Genomic DNA, 23405 nt, shown 5'->3' with positions numbered 1-23405 from the left:
ATTTTTACGAGTTTTGCATTTGTTTTTGAGGCGCCTGGCGCCACGGGCCAGCAGCGCAAAATGCTATGAAAAATATAGCTGTATGTAAGGGTGGCTATTGCGCAAACGCCTTTTTACATGCTTGACCTGCTTCAGGCTGCGCCGAATTCATCGCCCATCTCGATGGCGCGTTGCCGTGCCGCCTGCATGGCCTGCATGAACTTCTCCTTGATGCCGCCTTGATCCATGGCACTGAGCGCCGCGTAGGTCGTGCCGCCTTTGGAGGTCACGCGCGCGCGCAGCACGTCAGGCGGCTCGGTGGCTTCATGCGCCAATGCCGAAGCGCCGACAAAGGTGCCGACCGCCAGTTGGTGCGCCTGCGCGCGGCTCAGGCCCATGTCGGTGCCGGCCTGGATCATGGCCTCGATGAAGTAAAAAACATAGGCCGGGCCGGAGCCGGACAGGGCCGTCACAGCATCGAGTTGCGTTTCCTGGTCCAGCCACAAAAACTCGCCCATGGTCTGCACCACGCGCTCCACGTCCAGCCGGTCATCGGCGCTTGCGGCGGGGCGGGCGAAGAGGGCGGTCATGCCCTGGCCGATCAGCGCCGGGGTATTGGGCATGGCGCGCACCACGCGTTCGCTGCCCAGCCAGCTGGCAATGGTGTCGGAACGGATGCCGGCGGCCACGCTCAGGTGCAGGGCGCCCGAGGCATGGACGCGGGTTTGCGTGGCCGCTTCGCGGAAGGTTTGGGGCTTGACAGCCCAGACCACCAGGCTGGCGCGGCCCAGCGAAGCCCCCGGGGCTTCGCTGGCTTCAATCTGAAACTGCTGGACCAGTTTGGCCCGTTGTTCGGCGAAGGGCTCGACCACGTGGATCTGGCGGGCCGGCAGGCCGCACTTTAGGAGTCCGCCGATGATGGCGCTGGCCATGTTGCCGCCGCCAATGAAGGCGATGTGGTCGGTGCTGCTGTCGGCGGTGTGGGTCTGCATGCGCATGGTCTCGCTAAAAAATGAGGGCGGCACTGCCAGGGCCGGGCCGGGTCCTTGATTGTCGTGCAGCGCCGCCTTACTGCAGCACCGTCTGCCGCACCGCATGCTCCCACTGGGCCATCAGCTCGGCCGCGCGCGTGCTGCTGAGCGTGGGCCAGAAGGTGCGCTCGGCACGCCACAGGCTGGCCAGCTCGTCGGTGTTGCGGTAAACGCCGCTGGACAGCCCCGCCAGCCAGGCGGCGCCCAGGGCGGTGGTTTCCGTCACGACGGGGCGCACCACCGGAATGCCCAGCAGGTCGGCCTGGAACTGCATCAGCAGGTCGTTGATGCAGGCCCCGCCGTCCACGCGCAGCTCGGACACCGGCGCCGCCCCGGCGCTGACCGCATCGCGCCCCATCGCCTGCAGCAGCGCCGCGCTTTGATAGGCAATGCTCTCCAGCGCGGCGCGTGCAATGTGCGCCGCCGTGGTGCCGCGTGTCAGGCCGGTGATGATGCCACGGGCCTCGGGCTTCCAGTAGGGCGCCCCCAGGCCGGTGAAGGCCGGCACCATCATCACGCCGCCCGAATCGGGAACGCTTTGCGCCAATGTCTCGACTTCGGCGCTGCTCTTGATGGCGTTGATGCCGTCGCGCAGCCACTGCACCACCGCGCCGCCGACAAACACGCTGCCTTCCATGGCGAATTCGGTTTGCGCGCTGATTTGCGCCGCGCTGGTGGTCAGCAGGCCGTTGTCCGACAGCTGGAACTGGGTGCCGGTGTGCATCAGCAAAAAGCAGCCGGTGCCGTAGGTGTTCTTGGCCATGCCGGCCTTGAAGCAGGCCTGGCCGAACGAGGCACTTTGCTGGTCCCCGGCGACGCCGCCGATGGGGATGGCATGGCCCAACAGGTCGGGGCTGACCTCGCCAAAGTGCGCACTGGAAGGATGAACGACGGGCATCATGGCGGCCGGAATGTCCAGGGCTTTGAGCAATTCCGGGTCCCACTGATTGGTGTGGATATTGAACAGCATGGTGCGCGCTGCGTTGCTCACATCGGTGGCATGCACCGTGCCCTTGGTCAGGCACCAGATCAACCAACTGTCCACCGTGCCAAACGCCAGTTCTCCGTTTTCGGCCAGTTGTCGTGCGCCGCGTACGTTGTCCAGCAGCCATTTGAGTTTGGTGCCTGAAAAATAGGCATCCACCAGCAGGCCTGTTTTTTGCAGGATGGTGTGCGCCAGGCCGCTTTCACGCAGTGCAATGCAGGTTGGTTCTGCGCGGCGGTCTTGCCAGACGATGGCGTGGTGGATGGGCTGCCCCGTGCGACGATTCCACACCACCGTGGTCTCCCGCTGGTTGGTGATGCCAACGGCGCGCACGTCTTTCGCTTGAATGCCGGCTTTGAGCAGCACTTCACGGGCGGTGGCGAGTTGGGTACGCCAGATTTCCTGCGGGTCGTGTTCAACCCAGCCAGGCTGGGGATAGATCTGGTTCAGCTCGCGTTGGGCCTGGGCCACGATGTGGCCAGCGGCGTCAAATACGATGCTGCGCGAACTGGAGGTGCCCTGGTCCAGTGCAAGTAGATAAGTCATGGTGATCAATCAGTAAAGGGGCCAACAAGGCGACGTGTTTCAGGAGGCGGCAAAGTCGCAACGCACTTGCGCCTCGTCCAGCAAGGCGGGAAAAGGCTCGGGTGGAAGCGCGTCGGTGAACAGCCTGTCAATCTGCGACAAATGCCCGACGGCGACCATGGCCGGTCGGTTGAACTTGCTGAAGTCAGCAGCCAGCCAGACCTCGCGTGCGTGGGCGATGATGGTTTGTGACACCTTGACCTCCCGGTAGTCGAAGTCGCGCAGCGAGCCGTCGTCCTCAATGCCGGAAATGCCAATGATGGCGATATCCACCTTGAACTGGGAAATGAAATCTGCAGCGGCTTCGCCAACGATGCCCTGATCGCGGCCCCGAACCACGCCACCCACCACAATGACTTCGCATTGAGGATTGGCGCTCAGGATGATGGCCACCTTGAGGTTGTTGGTGATCACCCGCAGCCCGGTGTGGTGGAGAAGGGCACGCGCCACGGCTTCCGTGGTGGTGCCAATGTTCAAAATGAGCGAGCAGTCGTTGGGCACCGCTGATGCGACCGCTTTGGCAATGCGTTTCTTGCCTTGCAAATTCATACTTTCGCGTTGCGGATGGGCGATGTTCTCGATCGTGGAGCTTGGAATACGAACCCCGCCGTGAAAGCGCGTCAGCAAACCCTCGTCAGCCATGCGCTGAATGTCGCGGCGTACGGTTTGCAGCGTCACGCCAAGGGTGTCAGCCAAAAACTCCACCTTGACAGAGCCGTGGGCCTGAACCACGGCAAGCAGTTTGAGTTGTCTGGGGTTGGGGTTCATTCTTGTGTTTTATGTCAAAGAGGGATCCATGAGCAGTGAATCCACTTTAAAACGAAACAAAAGGAATTTGTATGGGGTAATTACTGAGTAAAAACGAATCAAAACGAATAATAATTTGTTCAAGCGAATATTCAATTCGGATTTTTCATTCTCTTCAGTAAAGGTGGCGCGATGCAATTGACTCTTGAGAGCATCAGCAAAAAGGTCGGGCCTCAAACGTGGTTGTACGAGATGAGCCTGGCGCCCTTGAGCGGGGCGGTCACAGTGCTGCTGGGGGCAACGCAATCCGGCAAGACCAGCCTGATGCGCATCATGGCGGGACTCGATGTGCCTTCCAGCGGCCAAGTGAAGGTAGACGGGAAGAGTGTGGTGGGCGTGCCAGTGCGTGACCGCAATATCGCCATGGTCTACCAGCAGTTCATCAATTACCCGTCGATGAAAGTGCGCGACAACATCGCGTCGCCCCTGAAACTGCGCGGGGACAACAACATCGACCAGCGGGTGCGCGAACTGGCGGAAAAACTCCATATTGAAATGTTTCTTGATCGCCTGCCAGCCGAGTTGTCCGGGGGACAGCAGCAGCGCGTCGCCCTGGCGCGTGCGTTGGCAAAGGGCGCGCCGCTGATGCTGCTCGATGAACCCCTGGTGAACCTGGACTACAAATTGCGGGAGGAGTTGCGCGACGAGTTGACGGACCTTTTCTCGGCAGGCGACTCCACTGTGGTTTATGCCACCACCGAGCCTGGCGAGGCGCTGTTGCTGGGAGGCTATACCGCTGTATTGGATGCGGGTGAGTTGTTGCAGTACGGCCCGACGTCCGAGGTGTTCCACCAACCCAAGTCACTTCGCGTGGCGCGGGCCTTCAGTGATCCACCGATGAACTTGATATCGGCCAACGCAGCGGCCGCTGGCGGCGTTCAACTGGACGCTGGGCCGCTGCTGCAATTGGCACTGCCTGCAACCCAATCGCGGCAGTTGACCGTTGGCATGCGCGCCGGCTCCCTGCGGGTAAAGGCGGGAGAAGGTGATGTCACTCTCATGGGCAAGGTGGAACTGGCTGAAATATCGGGCTCGGACACCTTTGTCTATCTGAAAACATCGGTGGGCGAGCTTGTGGCGCAGCTCACCGGTGTTCATTATTTTGATTGGGGTGTGCAAGTGCCGCTTTATTTCAACCCGGCACAAGTCTATGTATTTGACACCCAGGGAATGCTGCTGCTGTCTCCGGTGCGGGGCGGAGGACGCTGATATGGCTCGCATAGAACTTGATCTGGCGCACGCCTACAAACCCGGTCCCCAGCAGGACAGCGATTACGCACTGCTGCCCTTGAAGATGGCGTTTGAAGATGGTGGCGCCTACGCCTTGCTCGGACCTTCAGGGTGCGGCAAGACCACACTGCTCAACATCATGTCCGGACTGGTCACCCCCTCCCAGGGGCAGGTGAGCTTTGATGGCCGGGATGTGACCCGCGCCACGCCTCAGCAGCGCAACATCGCGCAGGTGTTCCAGTTTCCGGTGATCTACGACACCATGACGGTCGCAGAAAACCTGGCCTTTCCTTTGCGAAACCGCAAAATGCCGAAAGAGCAAATTAGCAAGCGCGTCGGTGAAATTGCGGAGATGCTGGAAATGAGTGGGCAACTCAACCAGCGAGCGTCCGGCCTGTCGGCCGACGCCAAGCAGAAGATTTCGCTGGGACGCGGACTGGTTCGTCCTGACGTATCAGCGGTTTTATTCGATGAGCCGCTGACGGTGATTGACCCGCACCTCAAGTGGCAGCTGCGTCGCAAACTCAAGCAAATTCACCATGAGCTGAAATTGACGCTGATCTACGTCACGCACGATCAGGTGGAGGCACTGACCTTCGCTGACCAAGTGGTCGTCATGACGCGAGGCAAAGCGGTTCAGGTGGGATCGCCTGCGGACCTGTTCGAGCGTCCGAGTCACACTTTTGTAGGCCATTTCATTGGCTCGCCGGGCATGAATTTTTTGCCGGGCGTGTCGGGCCCGAAGGGTATTGATTTGGCGGGTCAAACGCTCGCGTTTCCGCCAGGGCGGACCCTGCCTGAAGGGGATATCAAGGTCGGCATTCGGCCGGAATACGTGTCATTGGCCCCTGCTCACGCCACAGGCGCGCTGGAAATGAAAGTGGCTCATGTGCAAGACGTCGGAACACACGTGATGTTGAGTGCCACCTGCGCTGGCCGCACCGTCAAAGCGCGCCTGTCGTCAGACACCGAACAATTGACGATTGGGGCACCCATCTGGTTGAAGGTGATGGACGAACACACTTGCTTTTACAAGAATGAGGAGATTGTGCAATGAGCACCACCATCAAGCCGGTGAACCAGAAAGCGTGGTTTCTGGTTCTGCCCGTCCTGATTTGCGTTGCCTTTTCGGCCATCCTGCCGTTGATGGTCGTCGTCAACTACTCGGTGCAAGACATCATTTCACTGGACCGACGGGTTTTTGTGGGCACGGAGTGGTTTGCCGCGATCATGCGCGATAAAGAGTTGCATGGCGCGCTGTTGCGGCAGTTGATTTACTCGTTCTCGGTCTTGGCCGTCGAGCTGCCATTGGGCATTTTGCTGGCTTTGTCGATGCCTGCCACGGGCTGGAAGTCTTCTGCGGTTCTGGTCATCGTTTCACTGTCCTTGCTGATTCCATGGAATGTGGTGGGCACGATTTGGCAGATTTTTGGTCGCACCGATATTGGCCTCATGGGCGCCGCCTTGCAGGGCATGGGGATTGATTACAGCTACACAGGCAACGCCACACATGCCTGGCTCACGGTGCTGTTGATGGATGTCTGGCATTGGACGCCGCTGGTGGCTTTGTTAGGCTATGCGGGTTTGCGCTCAATTCCCGACGCGTATTACCAGGCGGCCAGCATTGACGGTGCAAGCAAGCTGGATGTCTTTCGCTATGTGCAACTGCCAAAAATGCGCGGTGTGTTGATGATTGCAGTGCTGCTGCGCTTCATGGACAGTTTCATGATCTACACCGAGCCCTTTGTGCTGACGGGTGGGGGCCCTGGCAACTCAACGACCTTCCTGTCGCAATTTTTGACGCAAAAAGCAGTGGGTCAGTTTGACCTTGGACCCGCTGCTGCTTTTTCGTTGATCTATTTCCTGATCATCTTGCTGCTGTGTTTTATTTTGTACAACTGGATGCAACGCGTTGGCACCCAGGAAAAGGAAGGCGGTCATGAATAAGCCAAAGTTTCAGAAAAGGACGTTGTTCCTTATCGCCTATCTCGTGTTTGCCTTGCTGCCCATTTACTGGATGGTCAACATGTCTTTCAAGACCAACAACGAGATCGTCGCCGGCTTCTCCCTGTTTCCAAGTCATTTCACATGGGATAACTACAAAACCATCCTGACCGATCCTGCCTGGTACTCGGGGTACATCAACAGCATGATCTACGTGGCGATCAACACGGTGATTTCGCTGACTGTGGCGCTGCCTGCGGCCTATGCGTTTTCCCGATACAGTTTTCTGGGCGACAAGCACGTTTTTTTCTGGTTGCTGACCAATCGCATGACCCCGCCCGCCGTGTTTTTGTTGCCATTTTTCCAACTCTACAGTTCAGTCGGTCTGATGGACACCCATTTGGCTGTCGCGCTGGCGCACCTGTTGTTCAACGTGCCTCTGGCTGTGTGGATTCTTGAGGGCTTCATGAGTGGCATTCCAAGAGAAATCGATGAAACGGCCTACATCGACGGTTACTCCTTTCCCCGCTTTTTCGTCCAGATTTTTCTGCCTTTGATCAAGGCCGGTGTGGGCGTCGCTGCGTTCTTCTGCTTCATGTTCAGCTGGGTGGAATTGCTGCTGGCGCGCACCTTGACCAGTGTCAATGCAAAACCCATTGCCGCCACGATGACGCGAACCATTTCGGCGTCGGGCATGGACTGGGCCACCCTGGCTGCCGCCGGGGTTCTCACCATCGTGCCGGGCGCGATTGTGATTTGGTTTGTTCGGAATTACATCGCGAAGGGTTTCGCGATGGGCCGCGTCTAACAGGAGGTCTCTATGTACCAATGGATGGCATGGACCACACCAGTGGCTGTATTTTTTACCTGCATCGGGCTGATGCTGGTGGGCATGACGGTTTGGGAAATTAAATCCCCAACGATATTGCGCAAGGGCTTTTTGCCCATCCAAACCACACGCGGCGACCGCTTGTTCATCGGTTTGTTGGCCGCAGCCTATACCAATCTGGCTTTTGTCGGTCTGAGCGGCTGGATGGCGGAGTGGTTGCGCTTGGAGGCTGATCCGTCCATTTGGATCAGCTTTGTTATTTCAATGGGCCTGCTGGCACTCATCATGCGCAAGGGGTAGCCCTGGGCACCTCAACAAGTAAAGCGACGGTTTGTTTAGCCCCTGGAGCCGTTGCTGCCTTCTAAACAGGGGTTCTTTGATCTGAGGAGACTGGCAATGAAATTGAAATATTCCGTGTTGGCTGTAGCGATGGCATGCGCCGCATCGGGCCCGGGTTGGGCTGACGAAGCGGCGGCCAAAAAATGGATTGACAGTGAATTCCAACCGTCAACCCTCTCCAAGACGCAACAAGCAGCCGAAATGAAGTGGTTCATTGAGGCTGCTAAAAAGTTGCAGGCTAAAGGCATCAAGGAGATTTCTGTTGTTTCCGAAACGCTGACAACGCATGAATATGAGTCAAAAACACTCGCAAAGGCGTTTGAAGAAATTACCGGTATCAAAGTCACTCATGACCTGATCGGCGAGGGCGATGTGGTTGAGAAACTGCAAACCTCAATGCAATCGGGCAAATCGATTTACGACGGATGGATTACGGACTCTGACTTGATCGGCACACACTACCGCTACGGCAAAATCATGAATTTGACCGACTACATGGCGGGCAGCGGCAAAGAGTGGACGAATCCGGGACTGGACCTGAAGGATTTCATCGGCACCAGCTTCACAACAGGCCCTGATGGCAAGTTATACCAATTGCCTGATCAGCAGTTCGCCAATTTGTACTGGTTCCGTGCCGACTTGTTTGAAAAACCCGAGTTAAAAGCCAAGTTCAAAGCGAAGTATGGCTACGACCTGGGTGTGCCATTGAACTGGAGTGCCTACGAAGACATCGCCGCATTCTTTACCAACGACGTGAAAAATATCGATGGCAAAGCCATTTATGGCCACATGGATTACGGCAAGAAAGACCCCTCATTGGGGTGGCGATTCACCGATGCCTGGTTGTCCATGGCCGGTTCAGCGGACATCGGGATTCCGAACGGAAAACCGGTTGATGAATGGGGCATCCGCGCTTCGGCAGACGGCTGTACACCGCAGGGTGCTTCCGTCTCTCGTGGTGGCGCAACCAACTCGCCAGCCGCGGTCTATGCGCTCACCAAGTACATCGACTGGATGAAGCAGTATTCACCCAAAGAAGCCGTTGGCATGACATTCGGCGAAGCCGGTCCGGTACCGGCCCAGGGCCAAATCGCGCAGCAAATTTTCTGGTACACCGCCTTCACGGCCGACATGATCAAACCTGGTCTGCCGGTGGTCAATGCGGATGGCACGCCGAAGTGGCGCATGGCGCCTGGCCCGAATGGTCCCTACTGGAAGCAGGGCATGCAAAATGGGTACCAGGACGTCGGCTCGTGGACGTTTTTCAAGAACCATGACGCTAATAAGGTCGCTGCGGCTTGGTTGTACGCGCAGTTTGTGACGGCGAAAACAACGTCATTGAAGAAAACTGTGGTCGGTCTGACGCCAATTCGCGAGTCCGACATTCGGTCGCAGGCGATGACTGACATGGCGCCGAAATTGGGCGGCTTGGTCGAGTTTTACCGCAGCCCGGCCCGCGTGGCGTGGACGCCTACCGGCACGAACGTTCCTGATTATCCAAAGTTGGCTCAGCTGTGGTGGAAAAACGTTGCCGTAGCAGTGACGGGTGAAAAAACCCCACAGGCGGCGATGGATAACCTTGCGGAGGAAATGGACGCCGTGATGGCGCGCCTTGAGCGGGCTGGCATGGCAAACTGCCCACCCAAGTTGAATCCCAAGAGCGACGCCAGTAAATGGCTAAGCGACAAAGGTGCACCATGGAAAAAGCTGGCCAACGAGAAGCCAAAGGGTGAAACCATCGCCTACGACACCCTGTTAACGGCCTGGAAAAACGGCAAAGTCCGCTAGCACGCCTTTTGGCGAAATATCGAGCGAAAAGGCCGTGCAGGTGTGACTTTCACGGCCTTTTTCACCAGCGACTGAGTGCATATGTCAGCTCTGGCGGGTAGCTCTTTGAACTTCAAATCGAATATTTCTCACTATGTCAACTGATACACCACCATTGCCGACCGTTCGGAGGGAGCTTCTTTCCCGGCTCGCACAGCCACATCACTACGACATCGCCATCGTGGGAGGCGGTGCAACGGGGCTGGGTGTGGCGCTGGATGCTGCGGCAAGGGGCTTCAGTGTGGTGCTCGTCGAGTCCGATGATTTTGCTAAAGGCACGTCCTCGCGATCTACCAAGCTGGTGCACGGCGGGGTGCGCTATCTGGCGCAGGGCAATATCACGCTGGTGCGCGAAGCCTTGCGGGAGCGCACCACGCTGCTGGCCAATGCGCCCCACCTGGCGCAGCCGCTGCCGTTCGTGATGCCTTCCTACAAGGTATGGGAAGCGCCCTTCTACGGGATTGGATTGAAGATTTATGACGCGCTGGCCGGCAAGGCAGGGCTGGGCCCGACTGCCTTTTTAAGCCGGCGCAAAACTCTTGAGAACCTGCCGACGCTTGAGTCCCGGGGACTGAAGGGCGGAGTGCAGTACTGGGACGGCCAGTTTGACGACGCGCGGCTGGCGCTGGCGCTGGCCCGCACGGCGGCCCGTCAGGGCGCGCTGCTGGTCAATTACTGCGTGGTCACCCGTTTGATCCACGAAGATGGCAGGGTCACCGGCTTGTGGGTGAAGGACCGGGAAACGGGCCATGTCCATGAGTTGCATGCAGGCTGCGTGGTCAATGCCACCGGGGTATGGGTGGACCGATTGCGCCTGCAGGATGGTCAGGCAACTGGCCGGGACGCCAAGCCAATGGTTGCCCCCAGCCAAGGCGTGCACATCGTGGTAGACCGCGAGTTCCTCCCAACCGACCACGCCCTGCTCATTCCCAAGACGGCCGATGGCCGGGTGCTGTTTGCCGTGCCTTGGCTGGGCAAGACCATCCTGGGCACCACCGACACGCCGCGCCGTGACCTGGCGCGTGAGCCGCTGCCGTTTCGTGAAGAAATCGACTTCATCCTGCGCGAGTCGGCCCGTTACCTGAGCCGCGCGCCAGGCCTTGCCGACATCAAGAGCATCTGGGTCGGCCTGCGGCCGCTGGTCAAACCGGCCGATGACGACGCTGAGCGCACCAAGTCCTTGTCGCGCGAGCACACCGTGCTGGTCAGCAAAAGCGGCCTCGTCACCGTCACCGGCGGCAAATGGACGACCTACCGCGCCATGGCCGCCGACGTGCTCGAAAAATGCTTTGCCGTTGGACTGATGCCGGCCCGCACTGGACTGCAGACCGAACATTTGCGACTGGTCGGGGCGCAGGGGTCCAGCGTGCCGATCAGCAGCGCCCCCGGGCTGCACCTGTATGGCAGCGAGGCAGGCGCGGTCCAGGCCATGCGCGGCGCTGACAAGGAACTGGGCGGCGGCCTGAGTGAAGCCATGGTGCGCTTTGCGGCGCGCTACGAATACGCACGGACCGTGGAAGATGTGCTGGCACGGCGCTCCCGTCTGCTGTTCCTTGATGCGGCATTGGCGCGTACCCTGGCACCGACAGTGGCCGCGTTACTCCAGCAGGAAAACGGAATCGACGCACAACTGCCTTCGTTTTTGAAGCTGTGCGAGCAGTACCTGACGGTGCCTGCTCCGTTTGAGTAGGCCCGCGTGGGTTGAATGACACAGCGTGGTCTGCAAGTCGAGCTGTCTGGTCGTGTCTAGTTGCTATGCTTTCAATAGCTGTTTAAACAATCTGGCATTGCGCCAATGGCTGATTTGAATCTGAAATTCCTTATTCAGTCGGATACGGCTCCGTTTGTTTTGCCCGGCAGAAGACTGATGCCTGAGGTCAGCTGAGCATTAAAGACCATTGGAGCGAATATTTTTACGAACAAGGTTGACACGTGCTTTTACTTTCGTGATAATCGTAGGCTTCGCTCTAAAAGGCGAGGAACTTCTGCCCAGCGGGAAGCATTGCAAGTGGTTTGCAGTGTGGACGACGGGCCCAAGACTGATTGGCAGGTGGTTTGCATACAGCAAGCTGCCAATGCTGGTGCAAGTTGGGAACCAATTTAAATGATTCAAACGCAATCCAAACTCGATGTTGCTGACAACACGGGTGCCAAGTCCGTGATGTGCATCAAGGTGCTGGGCGGATCCAAGCGCCGGTACGCCAGCGTTGGTGATGTCATCAAGGTGAGCATCAAAGAAGCCGCTCCACGTGGCCGCGTCAAAAAAGGCGAGGTTTACAGTGCTGTGGTCGTTCGCACCGCCAAGGGCATCCGCCGCGGTGACGGCTCGCTCGTCAAATTCGACGGCAATGCAGCGGTGCTGCTCAATGCCAAGCTGGAGCCTATCGGCACCCGTATCTTTGGACCAGTGACGCGCGAGCTGCGCACTGAAAAGTTCATGAAGATCGTGTCCCTGGCTCCTGAAGTTCTGTAAGGACCAAAGGCAATGAACAAAATTCGCAAAGGCGACGAGATCATCGTGATCACCGGTCGCGACAAGGGCAAGCGCGGCACGATCACGCAACGCGTCGATGACAGCTATGTGCTGGTGGACGGGATCAACCTGGTGAAAAAACACACCAAGCCCAATCCGCTCAAGGGCACCACAGGTGGCATTGTTGAAAAAAGCATGCCGATTCACCAGTCCAATGTCGCTATTTTCAATGCGGCTTCGGGCAAGGCGGATCGTGTTGGTATCAAGTTGTTGGCTGACGGCAAGAAAACGCGCGTCTTCAGGTCCAGCGACGAAGAAATTAAGGCTGCATAAACATGGCACGCTTGCAAGATCAATACCGCGAGAAAATCGCGCCAGCCCTGATTGAAAAATTCGGCTACACGACACCCATGCAGGTGCCGCGCATCACCAAGATCACGCTCAACATGGGTGTGAGCGAGGCGGTTGCCGACAAGAAGGTCATGGACAATGCCGTGGCCGACATGGCCAAGATTGCAGGTCAGAAGCCTGTAGTGACCAAGGCCAAGAAGGCTATCGCCGGATTCAAGATCCGCGAAGACCTGCCGATTGGCTGCATGGTCACGCTGCGCGGCGTGCAGATGTATGAATTCCTCGATCGTTTCGTGACCGTGGCCCTGCCCCGCGTCCGTGACTTCCGTGGTATTTCCGGCCGTGCCTTCGATGGCCGCGGCAATTACAACATCGGCGTGAAAGAGCAGATCATTTTTCCTGAAATCGAGTACGACAAGGTTGATGCCTTGCGCGGTCTCAATATCAGCATCACCACAACGGCCAAGACCGATGAAGAGTGCAAAGCCCTCCTCACCGCCTTCCGTTTTCCGTTCAAGAACTGAAGGCGCAAGATGGCAAAACAAGCCCTGCTGCAACGTGAACTGAAGCGCGACAAGCTCGTCGCCAAGTTCGCCAAGAAACACGCTGAACTCAAGGCAATCGCCAATGATTTCAAGCGTACCGATGACGAGCGCCATCTGGCCCGTCAAGAACTGCAAAAGTTGCCCCGCAACGCGAACCCGACGCGCCAGCGCAACCGCTGCGCCATCACCGGTCGCCCGCGTGGTACGTTCCGTCAATTCGGCCTGGCTCGTGCCAAGATCCGCGAGTTGGCTTTTGCTGGTGATATCCCTGGTATCACCAAGGCAAGCTGGTAAGCAATAGGAGAACCCCAGATGAGTATGAGTGATCCTATCGCCGACATGCTGACACGCATCCGCAATGCACAAATGGTTGAAAAAGCTGTTGTGCTGGTGCCTTCGTCAAAAGTCAAAGTCGCCATTGCGCAGGTTTTGAAGGATGAGGGCTACATTGATGGCTTCTCCGTCAAGGCAAACGATGGCAAGCCCCAGTTGGAAATCGCCCTGAAGTATTACGCAGGCAAGCCCGTGATTGAGCGCATCGAGCGCGTCAGCCGCCCCGGCCTGCGTGTGTACAAAGGCCATGGCGCCATTCCCCAGGTCATGAATGGCCTGGGTGTGGCAATTGTCACGACGCCCCAAGGTGTCATGACTGATCGCAAAGCACGCGCTACCGGTATCGGTGGCGAAGTGTTGTGCTACGTGGCCTAACGGCGGCATTGAGGAGTAACTGAAATGTCTCGTGTAGCAAAAATGCCGGTTTCCATCCCCCCAGGTGTGGACATCGCAATCAAAGAAGACCAGATCAATGTCAAGGGCGCTCTCGGCGTCCTGGCGCTGACACAAAACGCCCATGTCGTTATCAAGAGCGAAGACGGCAAGCTGACTTTTGTGCCGGCCAGCGATTCCCGTCAAGCCAATGCCATGAGCGGCACGATGCGTCAGCTCGTGAACAACATGGTGGTCGGTGTCACGACAGGGTTCCAGAAAAAGCTGAACCTGGTCGGCGTGGGCTTCAAGGCCCAGGCGCAGGGCGACAAGCTGAACCTCACGGTGGGCTATTCGCATCCTGTGGTCATGGCGATGCCTGCTGGCATCACGGTCGCCACCCCGACGCCCACCGAAGTAGTCATCAAGGGTTCCGATCGCCAACGTGTAGGCCAGATTGCCGCTGAAGTGCGCGCAGTTCGTCCTCCCGAGCCTTACAAAGGCAAGGGCATCCGTTATTCGGATGAAAAAATCACGATCAAAGAAACCAAGAAGAAATAAGGAGCTGCACCATGTTGACCAAAAAAGAGCAGCGCCTTCGCCGTTCACGCCAGACCCGTATTCGCATTGCCAATCAAGGCGTTGCCCGTCTGTCAGTGAATCGTACCAATCTGCATATTTATGCCAGTGTTATTTCTGGCGATGGCACCAAGGTTCTGGCGTCTGCTTCCACGGCTGAAGTGGAAGTGCGCAATGAAATTGGCGGCTCGGGCAAGGGTGGAAATGTTGCTGCTGCGCAGGCCATTGGCAAGCGTATTGCTGAAAAGGCAAAAGCAGCAGGTGTAGAAAAAGTGGCGTTCGATCGCGCCGGTTTTGCGTACCATGGCCGCGTCAAAGCGCTGGCTGATGCGGCTCGCGAAGCTGGTTTGCAGTTCTAAGCAGACTGGAATCAAGTATGGCTAAGTTTCAAGCTAAATCGCAAAACGACGCTCCAGACGATGGTCTGAAGGAAAAAATGATCGCAATCAACCGCGTGACCAAAGTAGTGAAGGGCGGCCGTATTCTCGGTTTTGCCGCACTCACGGTGGTTGGTGACGGTGATGGTCGCGTGGGCATGGGTAAGGGCAAGTCGAAAGAAGTGCCAGCCGCCGTTCAAAAAGCGATGGAAGAAGCGCGCCGCAACATGACCAAGGTGTCATTGAAAAATGGCACGTTGCACCACAATGTTTTCGGTCACCACGGCGCAGCCAACGTCATGATGGCGCCAGCGCCCAAAGGTACCGGCATCATTGCTGGCGGCCCGATGCGCGCAGTGTTCGAAGTCATGGGCATCACCGACATCGTGGCCAAAAGCCATGGTTCGAGCAACCCTTACAACATGGTGCGCGCCACCATGGACGCACTGAAAAATTCCACCACGGCCTCCGATATCGCGGCCAAGCGTGGCAAATCAGTCGAAGAAATCTTCGGCTAAGGCGGACAGTGAAATGACCCAAGAAACCAAAGTAAAAGTCAAACTGGTTCGCAGCCCGATTGGCACCCAGGAATCCCATCGCGCCACTGTGCGCGGTCTGGGTCTGCGTGGTGTCAACAGCGTCAGCGAATTGCAGGACACGCCCGCAGTGCGCGGCATGATCAACAAGATCAGTTATCTGGTCAAAATTATTTGAGGCTTTGCGGGACAGGCCTGGTTGCCTAGCAGCCAAGCTTTTTCCTCAACGGCTTAAGGACTCATCATGGAATTGAACACAATCAAGCCTAGCCAGGGCGCCAAGCATGCCAAGCGGCGTGTAGGTCGCGGTATAGGCTCCGGCTTGGGCAAAACAGCTGGTCGTGGCCACAAGGGACAAAAATCCCGTTCGGGCGGCTACCACAAGGTTGGCTTCGAAGGCGGCCAAATGCCTATGCAGCGTCGCTTGCCCAAGCGCGGCTTCAAATCGCATTTGCTGAAATTCAATGCCGAGGTCACCCTTACGGCACTGGAGCAGCTCGGCTTGACCGAAGTTGATCTGTTGACGTTGAAGCAGTCGGGTCTTGTCGGCCAGATTGCCAAGAACGTCAAGGTGATCAACACTGGTTCGTTGTCGCTGGCTGTGAAGCTCACGGGCATTTCCGCCTCGGCAAGCGCCAAGATCCTGATTGAAGCCGCTGGCGGCTCCATCGCTTAATACCTGACGGAATCAACCAGTGGCAACCAACTCGGCTCAAATTGCAAAAACCGGCAAGTTCGGCGACTTGCGCAACAGGCTTGTGTTTTTGTTGCTGGCGCTGGTCGTGTACCGTGTCGGTGCGCATATTCCTGTTCCCGGGATTGACCCTGGTCAATTGAAGGAATTGTTCAAGGGCCAGCAGGGTGGAATATTGAACTTGTTCAACATGTTCTCTGGTGGCGCCCTTTCAAGATTCACGGTGTTTGCCTTGGGTATCATGCCGTACATCTCGGCTTCCATCATCATGCAGCTGCTCACTTATGTGGTTCCCACATTCGAGCAGATGAAAAAGGAAGGCGAGGCGGGCAGGCGAAAAATCACGCAATACACGCGCTATGGAACGCTTGGGCTCGCCCTGTTCCAATCAATGGGTATTGCCGTGGCGCTGGAAAGCTCGCCGGGTCTGGTGCTCGATCCGGGTTTCGGTTTCCGGATGACAGCGGTGTTCAGCCTGACAGCTGGAACCATGTTCCTGATGTGGCTCGGAGAGCAGATTACCGAGCGTGGTTTGGGGAATGGCATCTCGATCCTGATTTTTGCAGGTATCGCTGCTGGCTTGCCCAGCGCCTTGGGTGGGTTGCTTGAGCTGGTTCGCACAGGCGCCATGAGCATCCTGATTGCGATCGTTATTGTTGCGGTTGTGGTGGCGGTCACTTATTTTGTGGTGTTTGTTGAACGGGGGCAGCGCAAGATCCTTGTGAACTATGCCCGCAGGCAAGTTGGCAATAAGGTATATGGTGGACAGTCGTCGCATCTTCCGTTGAAGCTGAATATGGCGGGCGTGATACCTCCGATTTTTGCTTCATCGATTATTTTGTTGCCGGCAACCGTGGTGGGCTGGTTCAGCACCGGGGAAAGCATGCGCTGGTTGAAGGACATTGCCAGCACGCTGACGCCAGGTCAACCAATCTACGTGTTGCTGTATGCCAGTGCGATCATCTTTTTCTGCTTCTTTTACACGGCCCTGGTATTTAATAGCCGTGAAACTGCGGACAACCTGAAAAAGAGCGGTGCCTTCATTCCCGGCATCCGCCCTGGCGACCAGACTGCTCGTTACATTGACAAGATTCTGGTTCGGCTGACATTGGCTGGCGCGGTTTACATCACGTTTGTTTGCCTGCTGCCCGAATTTTTAATTTTGAAATACAACGTCCCGTTTTATTTCGGTGGAACGTCGTTGATGATTATCGTTGTGGTCACCATGGATTTCATGGCCCAGGTCCAGAACTATATGATGTCGCAGCAGTATGAGTCGTTGCTGAAAAAAGCGAATTTCAAGACGTGATGTCCTGGACTGTCATGACGATTTATCGCGAGCACGTGGTGTGTTCCGTTCCAAGTAAGCACAGAGTAAAAGTTTAGGAGAAGAAAATGAGAGTTTCAGCTTCGGTCAAGAAAATTTGCCGCAACTGCAAGGTCATCCGTCGCAAGGGCGTTGTCCGTGTGATCTGCACAGATCCGCGTCACAAACAGCGCCAAGGCTGATTTTTAAGAGATTTAGAGGACGCACATGGCACGTATCGCTGGTATCAACATTCCGCCGCAGAAGCACGCCGAAATCGGTTTGACTGCAATCTTTGGCATCGGTCGCACGCGCGCTCGCAAAATTTGCGAAGCCTGCGAGATTGACTACGCCAAGAAAATTAAAGACCTGACCGATGGTGATCTGGAAAAAATCCGGGACCACATCGCTCAGTTCACCATCGAAGGTGATTTGCGTCGTGAAACCACGATGAATATCAAACGCCTGATGGACATTGGCTGCTACCGTGGTTTCCGCCATCGTCGCGGCTTGCCTATGCGTGGCCAGCGCACCCGCACGAACGCCCGCACTCGCAAGGGTCCGCGCAAGGCCGCCCAGTCTTTGAAGAAATAATTGAGAGGTCGTCATGGCAAAATCACCCAATAACAGCGCCTCACAGCGCGTCCGCAAGAAAGTTCGCAAGAACGTGGCCGATGGCATCGCCCACGTTCACGCTTCTTTCAACAACACCATCATCACGATCACCGATCGCCAGGGCAATGCCTTGTCATGGGCTTCGTCAGGTGGCCAGGGTTTCAAGGGCTCGCGCAAGTCGACGCCTTTCGCTGCACAGGTTGCTTCGGAAGTTGCTGGCCGCGCTGCCATCGAACAAGGTATCAAGAACCTTGATGTCGAAATCAAGGGACCTGGCCCCGGACGCGAATCTTCTGTTCGTGCCCTGGGCGCGCTTGGCATTCGAATCAATTCGATTGCTGATGTGACACCGGTCCCGCACAACGGCTGCCGTCCGCAAAAGCGCCGTCGCATTTAATCTGTGCTGTTTCGCCCGGCCGCTTGCTCAGCAATCGGTCGGGCGTCAGCATTTTCACCAAGCCCACCGCCATCAGGTTTCGACCTGCGGCTCCTGCAGAAATTGCAGTAGATGACAAAAGGATATTCAAGTGGCACGTTACCTCGGCCCCAAGGCCAAACTTTCCCGCCGTGAAGGCACCGATCTCTTCCTGAAGAGCGCCCGCCGCTCAATCAGTGACAAGGCCAAATTTGACTCCAAGCCAGGTCAGCACGGCCGCACTTCGGGCACTCGCACTTCTGACTACGGTCTGCAACTGCGTGAAAAGCAGAAGGTCAAGCGCATGTACGGTGTGCTGGAAAAGCAGTTCCGACGTTACTTTGAAGAAGCTGACCGCCGCCGTGGCAACACGGGCGCGAACCTGCTGTCAGTGCTGGAATCCCGTCTGGACAATGTGGTGTACCGCATGGGCTTCGGTTCGACCCGGGCCGAAGCGCGTCAGCTGGTTTCCCACAAGGCCATGACGGTCAATGGCCAGTCGGTGAACATTCCGTCATACATGGTCAAGGCCGGTGACGTGATTGCCGTGCGCGACAAGTCCAAGAAGCAGACCCGCATTGCCGAGGCGCTCGAACTCGCCAAGCAGGTCGGCCTGCCAGCATGGGTTGATGTCAATGCTGACAAGGGTGAAGGTACTTTCAAGAAAGTTCCTGATCGTGATGAATTTGCCGCCGATGTCAACGAATCGTTGATCGTAGAGCTGTATTCACGTTAATTTTCCGTTCCTGGCGACACGCTTGCCGTGCCGCCAGGTGTGCTTCGCCAGCCTTATCGGTGTAACGAGCCGAGGGTATTGAGAGGAAGACTGCATGCAGACAAATTTGTTAAAACCAAAAACTATCAATGTTGAGCAACTTGGTACCAACCGTGCCAAAGTGACTCTTGAGCCTTTTGAGCGTGGCTACGGCCACACGCTGGGCAATGCGCTGCGTCGTGTGCTGTTGTCATCCATGGTGGGCCATGCGGCTACAGAAGTGACCATCGCAGGTGTCTTGCATGAATACTCTTCCATTGACGGTGTCCAGGAAGATGTCGTCAACATCTTGCTGAACCTCAAGGGCGTGGTCTTCAAGCTGCATAACCGCGACGAAGTGACCTTGAGTTTGCGCAAGGATGGCGAAGGCCCGATCACGGCCGCCGATATCCAAACGCCGCATGACGTGGAAATCGTCAACCCTGACCATGTGATCATGAATTTGTCGCATGGCGGCAAGATCGACATGCAGATCAAGGTCGAAAATGGCCGCGGCTATGTACCTGGAAATGTTCGGCGCTACGGTGACGAGTCGCCAAAGTCGATCGGCCGGATTGTGCTTGATGCTTCCTTTTCTCCGGTCAAGCGCGTCAGCTACACCGTGGAAAGCGCTCGCGTCGAGCAGCGTACCGATCTGGACAAGCTGGTTCTGGAAATCGAAACCAATGGTGCCGTTTCCGCCGAAGACGCGGTGCGTGCATCGGCCAAGATTCTTGTCGAACAGCTGGCGGTATTTGCGCAGCTGGAAGGCAATGAACTTGGCGCCATCATCAATGATCCGGCACCTCGCAGCTCGCAGCAGTTTGACCCGATTCTGCTGCGCCCGGTCGATGAGCTGGAACTTACGGTGCGTTCGGCGAACTGCCTGAAGGCCGAAAATATCTACTATATTGGCGATCTGATCCAGCGCACCGAAAATGAGCTGTTGAAAACGCCCAATCTGGGCCGGAAATCTCTGAACGAGATCAAGGAAGTGCTGGCCTCCCGCGGTCTGACACTGGGAATGCGTCTGGAAAGCTGGCCTCCCGCCGGGCTTGACAAGCGTTAATTTTGATTAGAATTCTCGTCTTTCGATGAGAAAGTGCACGGGCAGTACCTGACACGGCTGCTTCGATATTACATAAAGGAAGCACTATGCGACACGGACATGGACTACGTAAACTCAACCGCACCAGCGAGCACCGTCTTGCCATGCTGCGCAACATGATGAATTCGCTGCTCCAGCACGAAGCCATCAAGACAACACTGCCGAAGGCTAAGGAACTGCGCCGCGTGGTTGAGCCAATGATCACCCTGGCCAAAACGCCAACCCTGGCGAACAAGCGCCTGGCATTTGACCGTCTTCGCGATCGCGACATGGTCGTCAAGCTGTTCGCTGAACTCGGCCCACGCTACCAGGCCCGTCCCGGCGGCTACACCCGAATTTTGAAGATGGGTTTCCGCGTGGGTGACAACGCGCCTATGGCTTTGGTTGAACTGGTGGATCGTCCTGATGCTTCCGAAGAAATTAAAGACAAAGCAGCTGCAAAGTAAGCTATAATAATCACATATCGCGCGGTGGAGCAGCCTGGTAGCTCGTTGGGCTCATAACCCAAAGGTCGTAAGTTCAAATCTTGCCCGCGCAACCAATATCTGGCTATAAAAACCAGTACAAAAAGCCTGCATCAAGCAGGCTTTTTGCTGTGCAGCTTTTATTTCTTCGATGCCCTCTGCTGTTTCTTTTTCACGGCCTTGCGCGCTTCGTAGTGCTGCATCAGAGGCGTCACTGAAATGCCGTGCACGATGATGGACGCGACTATCACCGCCAGGGTGATCGACAGCAGGCGTTCGGCCAGTGCCGGCTGGATATCGTGGTTGATGGCGTAAAGCAGGTAATACAGCGAGCCAATGCCGCGTATGCCAAACCAGCTCATTAAATTGCGTTGTGATCCACTGACATGTGTGCCGATCAATCCGGCGTACACCGCCAGCGGCCGCACCAGCAGGAACAGCACGGGCACAAACCACAGCACAGCGCGTTCAAATTCAACCGTCGCCAGCAACACGCCAACGGCCAGCACAATCGCGACTTCGACAAAACTTTCCAGTTGGCTGTTAAAGCGCTGCACGGCATTCATCATGTTGGCAGGCGCTTCGGCCCCTGCGGCCGCCTGCTCTTCAGGGGTCAATTCGAAGTCGGAGTCCTGCGTTTCGGCTTGCGCGACCTGCGCAAGCGACGAGCCTTCGTCGATACGACGCAATGCCAGTCCGGCGGCAAATACCGCCAGAAAACCGTAGGTGTGGCAAAGCAGTGCAGCGCCATATGTCAGTGCAATCAGGCCAAGCGCGATAAATTCGTCAGACCGCAAGGCTTCCCGGTGGCGCATGCGCAAGTAGATGATGGCGCGGCCCACCAGCGTTCCCAGCAGGTAGCCCAGCCCCAGGCCGCCCGCTATCGCCCAAATCACGTCCACCGTCCACCAGCGCCACCCGGCTTCGCCCAGTTCATGTACGCCCAGCAATCCCAGGCCCAGCATCACAAAGGGAAACGCCGTGCCGTCGTTCAGTCCGCCTTCTCCGGTCAAGCCGAAGCGCAGGCGGTCACGGTCACCGGGATTGGAGACCTGGACATCCGAAGCCAGTACCGGATCGGTCGGCGCCAGGATGGCGCCCAGCAGTACCGCAGCACCCAGCGACAGACCGAGTCCATACACGCCCAGTGCCGTCACGACCACCACGGTCACGACCATGGAAACGGTGGCGAGTTGCACCGGAATTCGCCAGCGCCGGTCGCGCAGGGGCAGTTCGAGCTTCATGCCCGCGGTGAACAAGGAGATGAGTACGGCGATTTCGGTCAAGCGCTCCAGCAGTACCTTGTTTTCCAGTGCATCCAGCCGGAGCAATCCCAGCCCCATGGGGCTGACCGCCACACCAACGCCCAGGTAGAGCATGGCCGCGTTCAAAGGTAAGCGGGAGAGGTAGGAACTGCTCATCGTCATGGCAATCAGCAGCAGGCCGATGAGGAGGGCGCCCAGTGCAAAGGCGTTTGCTTCAACCATGAAGGGATCGCTGCAAACCGGTTGGCCGCCCTGAAGAGAGTGAAATCATCTTCCGAGCTTAATGCACGCTGCCTGGCGCCCGCCAGTGCCGCCTGCGCTGCCGCCGGGCGCGCCGGTTCATCAGATCAAGGAGCTCTTTGTGATAAAAAAGCCGTGCACGCCATCCAGTATTGGATATACAGCTATAAATAACATAGCAGTGATGGAGCCATCAGCCCTTGTTTTACCAGTCAACCAGGCTCAGTCCCACGCTCAGAACATTGCGCCGTTTGTTGTAGTCCAGCAAGCTGTCACCGTAACCGCTGAACAGCTGCATGTGGTAGCGCAGGCCGGTGTAGTTCGGCGATGCCGTGGGGGCCATCAACCAGTCCACACGGGTTGACCCGCGCGCTTGGCTGCGCAACGAGTGGCGCAGCGTGACGCCCACGGTGTTGGCCTTGTTGATCTGCCAGCTGCCGGTGAGTTCGGCGCGTCCAACGTAGTTTTCAATGCCCGGGTTGTTGTCGTCACCTGACGATTCGCGCATACGGTCCCAGATGCGGCCCTGCAGGCGGAGGCTGGAGTCAGGACCCAGTTCCTTTTCCGCCGCGCCCATCAGGTAGGTGCGGTTCCAGCTGCGCGACAGCGGATCGGACTGGCCGTTGGACTGGTGCACCAGCCCCAGGCCCGAGAGCCGGTAATTCCAGCCGCCGGGCAGCGCGATCTGGTGCGGGTAAATATAGACCAGCTCCGGCTCGTGATCGGTGGTTCGAAATGGCCGCGAGATATTGGCGCTGAACAGTTGCCAGTAGCTTTGCTGGGTGTAGCCAAACCAGAGCGAATCCTGGTCATCCTCGTCGGCTTCGCCGCTTTTGAGCAGTCCCTTGGCCACCTTGGTGCGCACCGACAGCTGGATCTTGGTTTCGGCGTGGCGGTAGGCCGGGGGTGCTGAAAAGCCGGTCTCTGGGGGCGTCACGCCGCCAGACATGACAAACGCCACCGAAATCGGCCGGTAGCCACGAATCGCAAAAGTGTCGCAATCGGTGCCGCGCTGCAGTTCCCAGAACCTGGACAACTCGGAATACTGGGTGTTGCGGCAGCCGATGGGCTTGCCGTCAGGCGCTTCGGTATTGAGCGACGGCAGCAGCAGGATTTCGGTGGCTTGCGTTCCGGTCGCCAGATTGGCCGGTGCGGTGGTCAGGGCCGCTGGTGGCGTATTCGGCGGCAACTGCGCATCGGCCCATTGCTGGTAACAGGCCAGCTGTGCGCGGGCGTCGTTTTTGATGGCCTGGCAGACTTGCCAGCCCAGACTGGCCGGCCGGTTGGCCGGCATGTTGACGGCCGGTAGGGCAGTCTGTGCTTGCGTCAGGCTGCCTGCCAGCAAGCCGCAGGCCAGCACAAGCTGGCTCAGGGGAGAAAGTTGGAGGGTCATGGGGTTCAGTGGGCCGGCATTTGAATAAA

29 protein-coding genes and 1 tRNA gene are annotated in these 23405 nt (G+C 57.4%); 25 read left to right on the top strand and 5 right to left on the bottom strand.

Going from position 1 to position 23405, the window contains the following annotated elements; genetic code table 11:
- Positions 1-131: 131 nt before the first annotated feature.
- From proC to IWX85_RS15720, 3 genes are all read right to left on the bottom strand, one after another.
- Positions 132-971 carry a pyrroline-5-carboxylate reductase gene (proC, locus tag IWX85_RS15730; protein ID WP_196870350.1) on the bottom strand — a complete coding sequence of 280 codons (840 nt, stop codon included), beginning with the start codon at positions 969-971 and terminating at the stop codon, positions 132-134.
- Between the two features lie 76 nt (positions 972-1047).
- Complete coding sequence (gene glpK / locus IWX85_RS15725; RefSeq protein ID WP_196870349.1) at positions 1048-2541, bottom strand: glycerol kinase GlpK; 1494 nt, start codon at positions 2539-2541, stop codon at positions 1048-1050.
- A gap of 39 nt (positions 2542-2580) precedes the next feature.
- Positions 2581-3348 carry a DeoR/GlpR family DNA-binding transcription regulator gene (locus tag IWX85_RS15720; RefSeq protein WP_036806722.1) on the bottom strand — a complete coding sequence of 256 codons (768 nt, stop codon included), beginning with the start codon at positions 3346-3348 and terminating at the stop codon, positions 2581-2583.
- 171 nt (positions 3349-3519) lie between these two features.
- Here IWX85_RS15720 and IWX85_RS15715 point away from each other — a divergent pair, with 171 nt between their 5' ends.
- The 25 genes from IWX85_RS15715 (at position 3520) to IWX85_RS15595 (ending at position 20555) form a co-directional block, all read left to right on the top strand.
- The gene (locus tag IWX85_RS15715; protein ID WP_196870348.1) at positions 3520-4596 is read left to right on the top strand and encodes an ABC transporter ATP-binding protein; all 1077 of its coding nucleotides are present in this window, start codon (positions 3520-3522) and stop codon (positions 4594-4596) included.
- A 1-nt stretch (position 4597) separates the two neighbouring features.
- A complete protein-coding gene (locus tag IWX85_RS15710; RefSeq protein WP_196870347.1) occupies positions 4598-5674 on the top strand; it encodes an ABC transporter ATP-binding protein in 1077 nt (358 codons plus the stop codon).
- Positions 5671-6564, top strand: coding sequence for a carbohydrate ABC transporter permease (locus tag IWX85_RS15705; protein ID WP_036806716.1), 894 nt, complete (start codon positions 5671-5673; stop codon positions 6562-6564). Before IWX85_RS15710 ends, IWX85_RS15705 begins: the two co-directional genes overlap by 4 nt.
- A complete protein-coding gene (locus tag IWX85_RS15700) occupies positions 6557-7369 on the top strand; it encodes a carbohydrate ABC transporter permease (RefSeq protein ID WP_036806714.1) in 813 nt (270 codons plus the stop codon). The genes IWX85_RS15705 and IWX85_RS15700 overlap by 8 nt, the downstream gene beginning before the upstream one ends.
- Positions 7370-7381: 12 nt before the next feature.
- Positions 7382-7690 carry a DUF2160 domain-containing protein gene (locus IWX85_RS15695; protein ID WP_196870346.1) on the top strand — a complete coding sequence of 103 codons (309 nt, stop codon included), beginning with the start codon at positions 7382-7384 and terminating at the stop codon, positions 7688-7690.
- A gap of 96 nt (positions 7691-7786) precedes the next feature.
- Positions 7787-9517, top strand: coding sequence for an ABC transporter substrate-binding protein (locus IWX85_RS15690; protein WP_196870345.1), 1731 nt, complete (start codon positions 7787-7789; stop codon positions 9515-9517).
- A gap of 133 nt (positions 9518-9650) precedes the next feature.
- Complete coding sequence (locus tag IWX85_RS15685; protein ID WP_036806708.1) at positions 9651-11246, top strand: glycerol-3-phosphate dehydrogenase/oxidase; 1596 nt, start codon at positions 9651-9653, stop codon at positions 11244-11246.
- A gap of 414 nt (positions 11247-11660) precedes the next feature.
- Entirely contained in the window at positions 11661-12029 is a 369-nt protein-coding gene (gene rplN, locus IWX85_RS15680) for a 50S ribosomal protein L14 (RefSeq protein WP_007869247.1), read from the top strand.
- Positions 12030-12041: 12 nt separating this feature from the next.
- Positions 12042-12362 (top strand): 50S ribosomal protein L24, encoded by a 321-nt coding sequence (gene rplX, locus IWX85_RS15675; RefSeq protein WP_196870344.1) that lies wholly within the window; start codon positions 12042-12044, stop codon positions 12360-12362.
- Positions 12363-12364: 2 nt separating this feature from the next.
- Positions 12365-12904 carry a 50S ribosomal protein L5 gene (rplE, locus tag IWX85_RS15670; protein ID WP_011799761.1) on the top strand — a complete coding sequence of 180 codons (540 nt, stop codon included), beginning with the start codon at positions 12365-12367 and terminating at the stop codon, positions 12902-12904.
- Positions 12905-12913: 9 nt separating this feature from the next.
- Positions 12914-13219 (top strand): 30S ribosomal protein S14, encoded by a 306-nt coding sequence (gene rpsN, locus IWX85_RS15665; RefSeq protein ID WP_036806703.1) that lies wholly within the window; start codon positions 12914-12916, stop codon positions 13217-13219.
- A gap of 18 nt (positions 13220-13237) precedes the next feature.
- Complete coding sequence (rpsH, locus tag IWX85_RS15660) at positions 13238-13633, top strand: 30S ribosomal protein S8 (RefSeq protein ID WP_036806701.1); 396 nt, start codon at positions 13238-13240, stop codon at positions 13631-13633.
- A 24-nt stretch (positions 13634-13657) separates the two neighbouring features.
- Positions 13658-14191, top strand: a complete 534-nt coding sequence (rplF, locus tag IWX85_RS15655) for a 50S ribosomal protein L6 (RefSeq protein ID WP_036806699.1) — start codon at positions 13658-13660, stop codon at positions 14189-14191.
- Between the two features lie 11 nt (positions 14192-14202).
- Entirely contained in the window at positions 14203-14568 is a 366-nt protein-coding gene (gene rplR / locus IWX85_RS15650) for a 50S ribosomal protein L18 (protein ID WP_011799765.1), read from the top strand.
- A gap of 17 nt (positions 14569-14585) precedes the next feature.
- Complete coding sequence (gene rpsE, locus IWX85_RS15645) at positions 14586-15104, top strand: 30S ribosomal protein S5 (protein WP_011799766.1); 519 nt, start codon at positions 14586-14588, stop codon at positions 15102-15104.
- Positions 15105-15117: 13 nt separating this feature from the next.
- Positions 15118-15300, top strand: coding sequence for a 50S ribosomal protein L30 (rpmD, locus tag IWX85_RS15640; RefSeq protein WP_029526393.1), 183 nt, complete (start codon positions 15118-15120; stop codon positions 15298-15300).
- Between the two features lie 66 nt (positions 15301-15366).
- Positions 15367-15798, top strand: coding sequence for a 50S ribosomal protein L15 (rplO, locus tag IWX85_RS15635; RefSeq protein ID WP_196870343.1), 432 nt, complete (start codon positions 15367-15369; stop codon positions 15796-15798).
- Between the two features lie 19 nt (positions 15799-15817).
- Positions 15818-17125 (top strand): preprotein translocase subunit SecY, encoded by a 1308-nt coding sequence (gene secY, locus IWX85_RS15630; protein WP_036806695.1) that lies wholly within the window; start codon positions 15818-15820, stop codon positions 17123-17125.
- A gap of 86 nt (positions 17126-17211) precedes the next feature.
- The gene (gene rpmJ / locus IWX85_RS15625; RefSeq protein WP_028820150.1) at positions 17212-17325 is read left to right on the top strand and encodes a 50S ribosomal protein L36; all 114 of its coding nucleotides are present in this window, start codon (positions 17212-17214) and stop codon (positions 17323-17325) included.
- 25 nt (positions 17326-17350) lie between these two features.
- Positions 17351-17716: a 30S ribosomal protein S13 gene (rpsM, locus tag IWX85_RS15620; RefSeq protein ID WP_029526390.1), complete on the top strand. Its 366-nt coding sequence runs from the start codon at positions 17351-17353 to the stop codon at positions 17714-17716.
- Between the two features lie 13 nt (positions 17717-17729).
- Entirely contained in the window at positions 17730-18134 is a 405-nt protein-coding gene (gene rpsK / locus IWX85_RS15615; protein ID WP_036806693.1) for a 30S ribosomal protein S11, read from the top strand.
- 130 nt (positions 18135-18264) lie between these two features.
- Positions 18265-18888, top strand: a complete 624-nt coding sequence (gene rpsD / locus IWX85_RS15610; protein WP_036806691.1) for a 30S ribosomal protein S4 — start codon at positions 18265-18267, stop codon at positions 18886-18888.
- A gap of 94 nt (positions 18889-18982) precedes the next feature.
- On the top strand, positions 18983-19975 hold the full coding sequence (rpoA, locus tag IWX85_RS15605) for a DNA-directed RNA polymerase subunit alpha (protein WP_029526387.1): 993 nt from the start codon (positions 18983-18985) through the stop codon (positions 19973-19975).
- Between the two features lie 86 nt (positions 19976-20061).
- Positions 20062-20460 (top strand): 50S ribosomal protein L17, encoded by a 399-nt coding sequence (gene rplQ / locus IWX85_RS15600; RefSeq protein ID WP_036806689.1) that lies wholly within the window; start codon positions 20062-20064, stop codon positions 20458-20460.
- A gap of 18 nt (positions 20461-20478) precedes the next feature.
- Positions 20479-20555: transfer RNA gene (locus IWX85_RS15595), tRNA-Met, on the top strand.
- 63 nt (positions 20556-20618) lie between these two features.
- Here IWX85_RS15595 and IWX85_RS15590 read toward each other — a convergent pair.
- Together IWX85_RS15590 and IWX85_RS15585 are read right to left on the bottom strand one after the other, a co-directional pair.
- The gene (locus tag IWX85_RS15590; RefSeq protein ID WP_196870342.1) at positions 20619-21965 is read right to left on the bottom strand and encodes a sodium:proton antiporter; all 1347 of its coding nucleotides are present in this window, start codon (positions 21963-21965) and stop codon (positions 20619-20621) included.
- A gap of 223 nt (positions 21966-22188) precedes the next feature.
- Entirely contained in the window at positions 22189-23376 is a 1188-nt protein-coding gene (locus IWX85_RS15585; protein ID WP_196870341.1) for a phospholipase A, read from the bottom strand.
- Between the last annotated feature and the right edge of the window lie 29 nt (positions 23377-23405).

Source organism: Polaromonas sp. CG_9.11 (assembly GCF_015752225.1).
In the GTDB taxonomy this organism is placed as follows: Bacteria; Pseudomonadota; Gammaproteobacteria; order Burkholderiales; family Burkholderiaceae_C; genus Polaromonas.
This window is presented reverse-complemented; position numbering and strand designations above follow the sequence as displayed.

Bases quoted from the DNA above. Each gene is read 5' to 3' on its own strand.
- IWX85_RS15715 (WP_196870348.1), top strand. From the start codon at position 3,520: ATGCAATTGACTCTTGAGAGCATCAGCAAAAAGGTCGGGCCTCAAACG.
- rplQ (WP_036806689.1), top strand. From the start codon at position 20,062: ATGCGACACGGACATGGACTACGTAAACTCAACCGCACCAGCGAGCAC.
- proC (WP_196870350.1), bottom strand. From the start codon at position 971: ATGCAGACCCACACCGCCGACAGCAGCACCGACCACATCGCCTTCATT.
- rpmD (WP_029526393.1), top strand. From the start codon at position 15,118: ATGACCCAAGAAACCAAAGTAAAAGTCAAACTGGTTCGCAGCCCGATT.
- rplO (WP_196870343.1), top strand. From the start codon at position 15,367: ATGGAATTGAACACAATCAAGCCTAGCCAGGGCGCCAAGCATGCCAAG.
- rplX (WP_196870344.1), top strand. From the start codon at position 12,042: ATGAACAAAATTCGCAAAGGCGACGAGATCATCGTGATCACCGGTCGC.
- rpoA (WP_029526387.1), top strand. From the start codon at position 18,983: ATGCAGACAAATTTGTTAAAACCAAAAACTATCAATGTTGAGCAACTT.
- rpsN (WP_036806703.1), top strand. From the start codon at position 12,914: ATGGCAAAACAAGCCCTGCTGCAACGTGAACTGAAGCGCGACAAGCTC.
- IWX85_RS15720 (WP_036806722.1), bottom strand. From the start codon at position 3,348: ATGAACCCCAACCCCAGACAACTCAAACTGCTTGCCGTGGTTCAGGCC.
- rpmJ (WP_028820150.1), top strand. From the start codon at position 17,212: ATGAGAGTTTCAGCTTCGGTCAAGAAAATTTGCCGCAACTGCAAGGTC.
- IWX85_RS15695 (WP_196870346.1), top strand. From the start codon at position 7,382: ATGTACCAATGGATGGCATGGACCACACCAGTGGCTGTATTTTTTACC.
- rpsM (WP_029526390.1), top strand. From the start codon at position 17,351: ATGGCACGTATCGCTGGTATCAACATTCCGCCGCAGAAGCACGCCGAA.
- rplE (WP_011799761.1), top strand. From the start codon at position 12,365: ATGGCACGCTTGCAAGATCAATACCGCGAGAAAATCGCGCCAGCCCTG.
- IWX85_RS15700 (WP_036806714.1), top strand. From the start codon at position 6,557: ATGAATAAGCCAAAGTTTCAGAAAAGGACGTTGTTCCTTATCGCCTAT.
- rpsH (WP_036806701.1), top strand. From the start codon at position 13,238: ATGAGTATGAGTGATCCTATCGCCGACATGCTGACACGCATCCGCAAT.
- IWX85_RS15710 (WP_196870347.1), top strand. From the start codon at position 4,598: ATGGCTCGCATAGAACTTGATCTGGCGCACGCCTACAAACCCGGTCCC.
- rplN (WP_007869247.1), top strand. From the start codon at position 11,661: ATGATTCAAACGCAATCCAAACTCGATGTTGCTGACAACACGGGTGCC.
- rplR (WP_011799765.1), top strand. From the start codon at position 14,203: ATGTTGACCAAAAAAGAGCAGCGCCTTCGCCGTTCACGCCAGACCCGT.
- IWX85_RS15690 (WP_196870345.1), top strand. From the start codon at position 7,787: ATGAAATTGAAATATTCCGTGTTGGCTGTAGCGATGGCATGCGCCGCA.
- rpsK (WP_036806693.1), top strand. From the start codon at position 17,730: ATGGCAAAATCACCCAATAACAGCGCCTCACAGCGCGTCCGCAAGAAA.
- glpK (WP_196870349.1), bottom strand. From the start codon at position 2,541: ATGACTTATCTACTTGCACTGGACCAGGGCACCTCCAGTTCGCGCAGC.
- IWX85_RS15685 (WP_036806708.1), top strand. From the start codon at position 9,651: ATGTCAACTGATACACCACCATTGCCGACCGTTCGGAGGGAGCTTCTT.
- IWX85_RS15585 (WP_196870341.1), bottom strand. From the start codon at position 23,376: ATGACCCTCCAACTTTCTCCCCTGAGCCAGCTTGTGCTGGCCTGCGGC.
- rpsE (WP_011799766.1), top strand. From the start codon at position 14,586: ATGGCTAAGTTTCAAGCTAAATCGCAAAACGACGCTCCAGACGATGGT.
- rplF (WP_036806699.1), top strand. From the start codon at position 13,658: ATGTCTCGTGTAGCAAAAATGCCGGTTTCCATCCCCCCAGGTGTGGAC.
- IWX85_RS15705 (WP_036806716.1), top strand. From the start codon at position 5,671: ATGAGCACCACCATCAAGCCGGTGAACCAGAAAGCGTGGTTTCTGGTT.
- IWX85_RS15590 (WP_196870342.1), bottom strand. From the start codon at position 21,965: ATGGTTGAAGCAAACGCCTTTGCACTGGGCGCCCTCCTCATCGGCCTG.